Annotated in this window: 1 protein-coding gene; it reads right to left on the bottom strand. The window is 49.6% G+C overall.

Annotated features, from left to right (window positions below; all coding sequences use genetic code 11):
• Positions 1-183: 183 nt before the first annotated feature.
• Positions 184-561 carry a hypothetical protein gene (locus tag NW862_RS12745; protein ID WP_414333939.1) on the bottom strand — a complete coding sequence of 126 codons (378 nt, stop codon included), beginning with the start codon at positions 559-561 and terminating at the stop codon, positions 184-186.
• Between the last annotated feature and the right edge of the window lie 380 nt (positions 562-941).

Below are 941 nucleotides of genomic sequence, written 5' to 3'. Positions count from 1 at the left end.
GGCGGAATGGTAGACGCGCTAGATTCAGGTTCTAGTGGCAGCAATGCCATCGGGGTTCAAGTCCCCGGTTCCGCATTCTTTTGGCTTGGTTGCTACCTACTCCATCACCTCAACGTAGAGCAAGCTCTAAAAGAATCTTGCTTGGCTGCAGAACTCCTGTGAGGCCGGAAAAGGCCGTAACTTTTAGAGAGTCAGCTCTTTTTCGATTTGGGAGAGCTTGATACGAGCAAGAGCCAAGTTGCCTTTCTCTCGATCCAAAGCCAGATAGAAAAATAGCCCAGGTATGTGCTTAAGTAGATACATCAGGTGATACTGAGTCTCCAGAATAATAAGTATCTCTTCGATTCTGTCGGTGAACTTAAGAGACTCTGCAACTCGCATCTTGGCGCGGATCACCTCTGTGTTTCCGGCAATGGCCAACTCCAGATTAGCTTCGGGAAAGGCAGGGCTGTTGGTGCCCTTAAACCCCAGACACATTCCGGTCTTCCAGTCCCCCAAAGCGACGCCCAGTGCCCCGTCAATGGTGAGAGCCTTCACCAGACTGTCTTGAAGCTTGTTCATAAGGCTGCCCTATCCCAGAAGCTTGATCCTAAAGTGCGTCCGATCATGATAGGCCCTTCATTAGAAGGTTTCAACTTAAAAATACTAGAACTTGTTTATTATTAAGATAAGTACAACTAAATGCTAAATGCGTTAAGCGAGAGTCGTCGAGATTTTCTTGCCTTTACGTGCATCTGTGTAGCTTCTTGAAAGCCAAGTCCCTGGGATCATGCTGGCTTTCTATGAAAACAAGGGCATCTCCCCCAAGTCAGGCAGCACGGCTCCCGCTTGGTTCGTTTGGGGACATAAGATCCCTGAGGATTTCGGCAGGGCGGTCGGGGAGTTATGCTGGGGTTGTCTCTTTTACCAGGCTGCTGAGGTTCACCCACGGCAGCGCCGGA

This window comes from Synechococcus sp. H55.8, assembly GCF_047462375.1.
Classification (GTDB): domain Bacteria; phylum Cyanobacteriota; class Cyanobacteriia; order Thermostichales; family Thermostichaceae; genus Thermostichus.
This window is presented reverse-complemented; position numbering and strand designations above follow the sequence as displayed.

What these genes read in the sequence shown, in the direction of transcription:
- NW862_RS12745 (WP_414333939.1), bottom strand. Translation starts at nt 561, where the DNA reads ATGAACAAGCTTCAAGACAGTCTGGTGAAGGCTCTCACCATTGACGGG.